The organism is Thermosipho globiformans (assembly GCF_003990895.1).
Classification (GTDB): Bacteria; Thermotogota; Thermotogae; order Thermotogales; family Fervidobacteriaceae; genus Thermosipho; species Thermosipho japonicus.
The window spans coordinates 82,232-91,349 of the sequence record NZ_BHXD01000008.1; the positions used below are offsets into that span (position 1 = coordinate 82,232).

The window sequence follows — 9,118 nt, forward strand, 5'->3', positions numbered from 1 at the left end:
GAAGTTTCCTTCGGAGGTTTATTGCTTTCATATAACACCTAATTTTTTTCCAACTTTTTCAAATTTTTCAAGGGCAAAGTCAAGATCTTCTTTTGTGTGAACAGCACTTATCATTACTCTGATTCTTGCTTTTCCTTTTGGAACGGTTGGATATCCTATTGATTGTGCAAAGATTCCTTCTTCGAAAAGTTCTTTACTAAAGTTAGTGGATAATTTTGCATCGTATAGCATAACTGGAGTTATAGGAGTTTCACTTTCACCTGTGTCAAATCCTAATTTTTTCATTTCTTCTTTGAAATACTTTGCGTTATCCCAAAGTCTTTTTACCCTATCATCTGATTCTTGAAGTATTTTGGTAGCTTCAAGTGCTGCTGCTGTATCGGCAGGTGATAGTGGACTACTGAACAAGAATGGTCTTGCTTTTTGTTTAAGATAATCAATAAGTTCCTTTTTGCCTGCTACATATCCTCCTAGTACACCGAATGCCTTTGATAGTGTTCCGATTTCTATATCAACTCGTCCGTGAAGCCCAAAGTGGTCCACAATTCCTCTACCGTGGCTTCCAAGCACTCCTTCACCATGAGCATCATCTACCATGACCATTGCGTTGTACTTTTCGGCAAGTTCAACAATTTCTGGAAGAGGAGCAAGATCTCCATCCATACTAAATACACCATCGGTTATAATTAGCTTTCTTCTTGCATCCTTTGCTTCTTTTAATTTTTCTTCAAGATCTTTAACATCTCTGTGTTTCCATACGTACCTTTTTGCCTTGGAAAGTCTTACTCCATCTATTATACTTGCGTGGTTAAGTTCATCAGACAATATTGCATCTTCTTCATTAGTTATTGCAGGGATAACAGCTTGGTTTGCAACAAATCCTGATTGTAAGAATATTGTTGCTTCTACTTTTTTAAATTCAGCAAGAGTTTTTTCAAGTTCGTTATGCAAGGAAAAAGTACCTGCAATGGTTCTTACTGCGCCAGGACCTACTCCCCATTTTTCAATTGCTTCTATTGCTGCTTTTTTGAGGCGTTCTTCATTTGCAAATCCTAAATAGTTGTTTGAACACAAATTTAGTACTTTTTTACCATTGATCGTTAACCATGCGCCTTGTGGTGACTCAAGAGTTTTAATGTATGTGTAAAGACCTTGTTCTTTTAAGTTTTCAAGCTCTTTTGAAAAAATAGAATAATCAAACATATTTACACCCCCTAATCAAGATTTAAAACAACTTTTCCACATTGTTTGTTTAACATTAATTCGAAGCCTTTTTCCCAATTTTCAAACGGAATAACATGAGTTACAACTTTTGAAAGGTCAACCTTTTTACTTCTTAAAAGTTCATCTGCAACTTTCCATGTATCAAACATTTTTCTTCCTGTGATTCCATATATAGTGATTCCCCTCATTATGACAAGAGAATCTATATTGATGTCGATGCTACCACCAAAAATTCCAAGCAGTGAAGCTTCTCCTCCCATTGTTACACATTTTAATCCATCTTCTAAAGCCTTTTTATTTCCGCTCATTTCAAGTAATATGTCTACACCATCATCTGTTATTGTATATATACTTTTTACTAAATCTTGCTCTGCTGGGTTAATTACAATATCTGCACCGTTTTCCTTTGCCATTTGAATTCTATTTGGGTCAACTTCACTGGTTATAACAAGACTCGCACCTGAGGCCTTTGCTACCTGTATTGCCATTAAACCTATTGGACCTGCGCCAGTAATCAAAACTTTTTTTCCTGTAAGATCTGTTACAAGCGCCGTATGTATTGCATTTCCAAATGGTTCCATAACTGAAGCATAATCTAATGGAATTTCTTTTGAAAATCTCCACAGTACTGTTTCGGGAATGACCGCGTATTCTGTAAAAACCCCATTTCTGTCAACGCCTAATATCTCTAGGTTTTTACATACGTGCATTCTTCCAGTTTTACATTGCACACAATGTTCGCAAGGAATGTGTGTTTCTGCAGATACTAGATCTCCAACCTTTACTTGGGTTACAGCATCACCAATTGCAACAACTTCCCCTGCCATTTCGTGGCCGACTATAAGTGGTGGATTTATTCTTGATTGAGACCATTCATCCCATTTGTATATATGTACATCAGTTCCACAAATAGAAGCACGCCTAATTTTTACTAAAACTTCTCTTGGACCTAATTTTTCTGGCTTTGAAACTTCTTTCATTACAAAACCAGGACCCGCTGTTTCTTTTAATATGGCTTTCATATTTATCCTCCTTTCAATTAACATCCAGTTAAATTATATAACTTATGTTAAATAAAGTAAATAAACATGGTAGGTTGTTATGTGAAATTATTCTTTTTAAATTAAATATGTCGTTATTTTTACTTAATTTATTTAGTTTTTGGACCTTAAAAATATCTTTCCTATGACTAGTAATAAAAGGCCATATAAAAACATTGCAATTAAACCGTAAAGATTTAAGATATTTTTTTTATTCGAAATAGCAAAAGCAGGGAAATTAAGTATAACAATTAGAGGGGCTCCAACTAACATTGAAAATCCACTTCCAAAAACCAAATTTTCTGCAGCACCTGATTCTAGTGCAGGATCTACTTCTCTTAAAAGGGCCATACCTGTTGAAATTGTTCCAGTTAGCATACCAAAGAATGCAATTCTGTTTTCGACTTCATTCTTTGTAAACACTTTCTTTGTAAGCATCATTACAAAGAAATAAGTTAAAATACCTGCGGTAAATGTTAGTATAAAAATTCCCCAAAATTCTTTTTGGATTTTTGCTAAAACTACAGCGCTAATTGAAGCAGTAACCATAAAATCAAAAACTACACCGGCTATTCTGTGCAGAAGGAAATTATTTAGGTAGTTTTCTTTTGCAATATTTTTAGCTTTTAATTTATCGTATAATTTTCTAAAAACCATTGCAACAATTGCACCAATAACAAAATGGAAACCCCAAAGAACAGTTGAAAAAGTTTGTCCTGCATTTCCAAATGGAGATAATACACCTTCTATCATTTTCAAAAGTATGAATGTAATAAAATATACAATTCCTATAATGACCATTTGAATTGTCATTCCATCCATATCTGAAAATTCATAGTCTCTTACTTCTATAGCCTTCTTTTCAATGAGTGTTCTTTGGTGTGATTTTTTCCATTTTACTAGTAAAAGTTGAGTATAACCAATCCACCTACTGTTGCCCATCCAAAGCCGGCAGCTGCAATTGCAAGACCTATCGAACTTCCACTGTTAAGACCAAGAGTCTCCCATTGTAGTCCTATTGAATAAGCTTGCCCAGGGCCTTGTCCAAAACCCAATGGTATTAGATATCCAATTGCAGGAGAAAAATCTTTGTTAAATAAATTAATGACAAAACCTAATGAAACACCTAATATGCCTTGGAAAAGATATGTTCCCACTATTATTAACCCAGCACCTAAATAACTTTTTTGGCCATTTTTTCAACTTTTCTAAGAGCTAGAGCTATAAATCCAATGGCCATGAGGTGATATATGATTTTTCCAAGAAAATCTACATCGATTTTTACTAATTTAAGTAAATTTGGACCTAGTAAAAATCCCAAAAAACCTGCTAAAATTGAATTTGGAATGATTATTTTTCTTAAAAGGGGAATAAATCTTTTTAAAAGTATAGCAGTTGCAAATAATATAGAAATTACGAAAAATGTATTAACTGTTGCTGTAAACATGTAGATACCCCCTTATATATTTTGTTAGCAAATAGAATTATATCATATTAAATGTTATAATCCTTTTTAGGAGGTGAAAATATTCCAGCAAAAGACCTAACAAGAGGAAATATATTAAAGCAAATTTTGGTTATGGGACTTCCTACTGCAATTGGCTTTTCTTTTCAGATGTTTTATGACGTTGTTGACCTTTTCTGGATTGGAAAAATATCATCAAAGGCAATTGCAGGTGTAGGAATTTTCTCAACAGTTTTTTGGGTTGTTGAGGCATTAAATGAAATTATTGGAGTAAGTTCAATTTCTCTAATTTCGCAAAGTTTTGGAAAAAAAGACTACAAGCGAACTAATTTGGCTATAGAACAGACTATAACCTTTAAATTCTTAGTGGCGTTATTAGGTAGTCTTTCCCTTTTTGTTTTTTTAAAACCAATATTGGCGTTATTTTCAGATGAAAATGAAGTTATAAGGCTAGGGATTGAATATGGATATATAAGAATATTTTTCTTGCCAATTATGTTTTCATCTTATTCTGTGAATACTGCTTTAAGAAGTATTGGAGATTCAAAGACGCCAATGAATCTGATGATTTTGTCAAGTATATTGAATATAATTTTGGACCCTATTTTTATGTTTGAAAAGGTTCCTGTTTTAGGATTAAAAGGTTTGAATTTAGGTGTTTCTGGTGCTGCATGGGCAACTATTGTTTCTCAAACAGTAGCATTTTTAATAGGTTTTTACTTTTTGTTTAGCGGTATTGAAAATATTAAACCTTCAATAAAAGGCTTATTTAAACTTAATTTGGAGATTGATAAAAAGCTCATAACTATAGGTTTGCCAAATGGATTTGAGGTTTTTATGAGGAATATGTCTGGAGCAATAATACTTTATTTTGTATCTAGGTATGGTACAACAGCAGTTTCAGCATATACAATTGGTGGAAGAATTTTTGGATTTTTATTCATGCCACTAATGGGACTTTTAATGGGAGGCTCTGCAATAATTGGTCAAACGCTTGGGGCAGAAAAGGTAGAACGTGCAGAAAAAGTTGCTAAAGTATCCGGATGGCTTACAGCTACTTTGACATTTATTTTTGTAATTCTCATAGTTGTATTTGCCCCAGAAATGATGCAATTGTTTACCAAAGAAAGTGAGATAATAAATATAGGAGTGTTGTTTTTAAGATATAGTGTAATGGGGTTAGTTTTTCTTGGATACGGTATTGGTATAAGCATTGTATTTACTGGTTCAGGCTATAACATGCCATACTTTTTTATGAGTCTTTTCTCAAGATGGATTGTTCAGATTCCGCTTATGTATATTTTTTCATATATACTAAAATTATCAATTATCTGGTTATGGCTGTCATTTACGTTTGGAGATATTGCAGAATTTTTAATAGCGATCTATTTTTACAAGAAAGGTGATTGGAAATATAAAAGAGTATAGGGAGGTGGCAAAAATGCTTACTAATAAAGAAAAAGTAGTTAAGCTTTCGATAATGGTTGAAGTAGCGCATCCTGTAGTTAGAACACCGGTTCTTGATGGTGAAGGGAATGCATTTTATTTTCCTGGCGTTGGTGGGATAACTTATAATTTTGGGTTAGGTGATAATGCATTTAAAATGCATGGTGATCATATTGAGCCGGATGTTTCAACTAAAAATAGTAATGACAAACTTAATTCAACTTGTATGACCTTGGCTTGTATAGGAAATGAAGCAGTGGTTATTTCTGGTGATGCTAAAGGAATGAAAGGTTTTGTGATAGGAAAGCATGGTGGAATAAACCATATTTTAGTCTATTTTCCTGAAAAAGAAAAGTTGAGAGTAGGAGATAAGATACAAATCAAAGCATGGGGTCAAGGTTTAGAACTTTTAGATTATCCTGGTGTAAAAGTATTTAATATTGATCCAGAGTTATTTGAAAAATTACCAATTGAAGAAAAAGATGGGAAATTAATAGTTCCTGTTACTGCAGAAATTCCAGCGCATCTTACCGGTTCAGGAATAGGCTCTTCAAATCCCGCAGGAACCGACTATGATATAAATACTCATGATATGGAAGAAATAAAAAGATATGGAATTGATAAAATAAAAATTGGAGATATAGTAGCAATCAAAGATCATTATAGCGGTTTTGGAGTTGGAGGTTTTAGAAAAGGAGCAGTGTCTATTGGAGTAGTTGTACATTCAAATTGTGTACAAACAGGACATGGGCCTGGTATCGTTGTTATTATGACATCTGCTAAGGATTTAATTGTTCCAAAAAAAGTATCGCAAATGAATATTAAAGAACTATTTTAGGCATTTAAAAAACTATTAATTAATTTAAATAAGACTTCTAAGTTAGTTTTTATGTTAGCTTGGAAGTCTTATTTTTTAATATATTTAAATCTTTCTGAATTTTTCTAAAGTTTAACTAAAATATAAAATAAGGAAATAACATGTCTAAAAGTGTCAATGTATTATTGAGGATAGGACAATAGAACCATTAGATATATTGAAAAAATAAATTTTCTGTTTATTAATAAAAACCATTGATAATAGTTAATATTTGCTCTCTTCTACTTTATAAAACATAAATTTGTTATTGTTATTTTTAAATTTTGTTCGTTGGTTTTGTAGAGTTATACTTTCAAATCAAAGCAAATAATTGTTTATATTCTACAATTTATCCTATTTTTCATTTCTAGTTTTAAACGTAAGCCAAAATTTGTAACAAATTTTGTAACAGTAAATTAAAAAATATTATAGATTGCTATTATTTGTAGCTTGAATTGTTATTTATTTTGTGATATAAAAAAGTGTTAAAGAATATCTATGTTATACAAAAATTCTTTATTTTATTCAATTTTTCGATGGAGAATTGTACTTTCTGTGTTTTTCAGTAAGAGTGAAGATAAAAAAAACACTATAGTAGAGATGATATGGGTGTGTGTACACAGAAAGGTCAAAAGATGAAAATCATCTATGTAGGTAAGGATAACAATCATAGTGGATAGCCTATGCAAATAGCAAGTAAAAGTCAATTTATCAAGTTTTCTTTACGGCGTATTCAAAGTAATAAAGGAGTTAACTGGAATATTGTATAAGCCAAAACTTGTTGATAGTCTATTAAAAGTAAGAGATGAGATCATTGAGTTTTATCCAGTAAAGAACGAAAATCCTACTTAAGGAGGCGGAAGTGTGTGAGATCACTTCGAAAAAAGATGCTAGTATTTATTTTAACTCCTGTTATTGCTTTATCACTTATTATTGCACTTGTAACCTATTTTCAGGTAAAAACAAATGCTGTAGATTCTGCTGCTCGATCAACTAAAAACTTGGTTGAAAGTAAAGCTGCTTTAATTAGTGAGAGAATTAACGCTATTGCTAAGGAAATTAAATCTATTTCTGATTTAAGTATTACTATTGATGCGTTAAAATATGGAAATTGGAAAGAATTTGTTGAAGATGAATTAAAACCTAAGGTTGCTAAAAATCCATATTATGAATCTTTATTTATAGCTTACCCTGATGGAAAGGCTATAACAACTTTTGGTGTTACTGCAAACATTTCTAACCGTGACTATTTTAAGAAGATTATGAAGCAAGGTGCTGATATTGCAATTAGTGATGGACTAATATCAAAAGCAACAGGTCAAAATGTATTCGTTGTTGCAGTAGCTGTAAAAGATCAAAATAATAGAACAATTGGTTTATTAGGTGCCAGTGTAAAATCTGACTCATTTGATGATTTACTTGATGAACTTAATAAGATAACTCAATCAGCATTTGCTTGGATAGCCGATTCTTCTGGTTTAATAATTAGTGATACAACTGGAAAATATTTGATGAAATTAAATATAAAAGAAGCGTCTAAAGCGGGTATGCCTGATCTTGAGAAAACTTCAAAACAAATTCTTGCTGGAGAAAGTGGATATTTTAAGTCAAAGAGAGATGATGGCTCAACAAATTATGTATATTATACGCCAATAAAAGCAGCAAATGGCTGGGCAGTAGCAGTCGCAGTTCCTGAAAATGAACTGCTGGCAAATACAAATAAGTTAATAAAAGTAGTAATAATGATGTTTGTAATATTAAATGTAGCAATAGCAATAATAATATTCTTTGTAGCATTAAGCTTTACAAAACCATTAAATAAATTAGCAGAAACAGTAATAAAGTTTGGAAAAGGTGATTTGACAGTACAATTTGAAACAAAAGGAAATGATGAAATAGCACACATGGCAAAAGAATTACACAATATGGCAGATTTAATAAGAGAGGCAATGACATTAATAAACAAGGCATCAATAGAAGTAAATGAATCAGCGTCAGAACTTTCAGCGGTAGCAGAAGAATTAGGAGCATCATCAGAAGAGATGTTATCTCAAATGGAAGAGGCAAATAAAGCAACACAAAATATGTCAGCTTCAATAGAAGAAGTAACAAGTGGTGTTGAGGAAGTGGCAGCAAGCGTGCAAACAGTATCAAAGGCAGCTGAGCAACTTAGTGAAAGATCGGAACAGGTAGCTGAAGCAGTAAAAGAGGGAGATAAAGCAATAGAAAAAATTGCACAAATGATAAAAGAGGCAAGGGGAATGGGAGAAGAAACTGTAAGTGTTGTAGATGACTTAAGCAATCAAGTAAAGAATATAGGGGTAATATTGGAAGCAATAAATTCAATAGCAGAGCAGACAAATCTTCTTGCATTAAACGCAGCAATAGAAGCAGCAAGAGCCGGGGAAGCAGGAAAAGGATTTGCAGTGGTTGCTGATGAAATTAGAAAACTTGCAGAAGAAAGTAAAAATGCAACTACTAAGATAGGTCAGATATTAGAACAGATAAGTCAAGGAGCAATAAAGGCTGATGAAGCAACAAAGAGAGTTGTAGAATTAGTTGAAAATATTAGTGATCAATCTGACACAATAGTAAAGCAATTTGAAAAAATAACATACGAAGTAACAAGTATGTCAACAGAAATAGAAAGTTTGGCAGCGAGTGCGCAAGAGCAAGGAGCCGCAGCAGAAGAAATAAGTAGCGCAATGGATATGTCATCAAAATCAATGATGGAATTATCACAACAGATAGAAGGGATGTTAAGTGTGGTAAATCAACAGACAGGAGCAACTCAAAATGTGAGTGCTTTAGCACAAGAGTTAAGTTCATTGGCTTCTGAATTGAACGATTTAATCCAAAAATTTAAAATATAATAAGGTAGCCTGTAATTTTTTGTGTAAATACCTCTTCTTGGATGGTAATAAATTAATTAAATTTGATTATAATTCTTAAATTATCTTCATGTAAATTAACGTCTATATTGTAATATGCTTTAATAGTAATTTCTAGAGACCCTGGCCAATGTAAAAAGTAGGTTAAATTAGAATATAAAAAAAGGGCTACACCTGCTAAAATTATTTTTGTACC

Annotated in this window: 8 protein-coding genes; 3 read left to right on the forward strand and 5 right to left on the reverse strand. The window is 32.3% G+C overall.

The window, feature by feature from the left end; translation table 11 throughout:
- Positions 1–27 precede the first annotated feature (27 nt).
- The 5 genes from EO083_RS06875 to EO083_RS06895 all read right to left on the reverse strand — a co-directional run bounded on the left by EO083_RS06875 (position 28) and on the right by EO083_RS06895 (position 3,711).
- Entirely contained in the window at positions 28–1,203 is a 1,176-nt protein-coding gene (locus tag EO083_RS06875) for a glycine C-acetyltransferase (RefSeq protein ID WP_004101993.1), read from the reverse strand.
- An 11-nt stretch (positions 1,204–1,214) separates the two neighbouring features.
- Complete coding sequence (tdh, locus tag EO083_RS06880; protein ID WP_126993422.1) at positions 1,215–2,246, reverse strand: L-threonine 3-dehydrogenase; 1,032 nt, start codon at positions 2,244–2,246, stop codon at positions 1,215–1,217.
- Positions 2,247–2,378: 132 nt separating this feature from the next.
- Positions 2,379–3,206 (reverse strand): sodium/glutamate symporter family protein, encoded by an 828-nt coding sequence (locus EO083_RS06885; RefSeq protein WP_126993423.1) that lies wholly within the window; start codon positions 3,204–3,206, stop codon positions 2,379–2,381.
- A complete protein-coding gene (locus EO083_RS06890) occupies positions 3,164–3,421 on the reverse strand; it encodes a hypothetical protein (protein ID WP_126993424.1) in 258 nt (85 codons plus the stop codon). The genes EO083_RS06885 and EO083_RS06890 overlap by 43 nt, the downstream gene beginning before the upstream one ends.
- Before the next feature lie 17 nt (positions 3,422–3,438).
- Positions 3,439–3,711, reverse strand: a complete 273-nt coding sequence (locus EO083_RS06895; RefSeq protein WP_126993425.1) for a sodium/glutamate symporter family protein — start codon at positions 3,709–3,711, stop codon at positions 3,439–3,441.
- A 132-nt stretch (positions 3,712–3,843) separates the two neighbouring features.
- On the opposite strand from EO083_RS06895, the gene EO083_RS06900 reads away from it, so the two are divergent.
- The 3 genes from EO083_RS06900 (at position 3,844) to EO083_RS06910 (ending at position 8,904) form a co-directional block, all read left to right on the forward strand.
- Positions 3,844–5,157, forward strand: a complete 1,314-nt coding sequence (locus tag EO083_RS06900) for an MATE family efflux transporter (RefSeq protein ID WP_126993426.1) — start codon at positions 3,844–3,846, stop codon at positions 5,155–5,157.
- Positions 5,158–5,170: 13 nt separating this feature from the next.
- Complete coding sequence (locus EO083_RS06905) at positions 5,171–6,013, forward strand: DUF4438 domain-containing protein (protein WP_126993427.1); 843 nt, start codon at positions 5,171–5,173, stop codon at positions 6,011–6,013.
- Positions 6,014–6,897: 884 nt separating this feature from the next.
- Entirely contained in the window at positions 6,898–8,904 is a 2,007-nt protein-coding gene (locus tag EO083_RS06910; RefSeq protein ID WP_126993428.1) for a methyl-accepting chemotaxis protein, read from the forward strand.
- Positions 8,905–9,118: the final 214 nt, after the last annotated feature.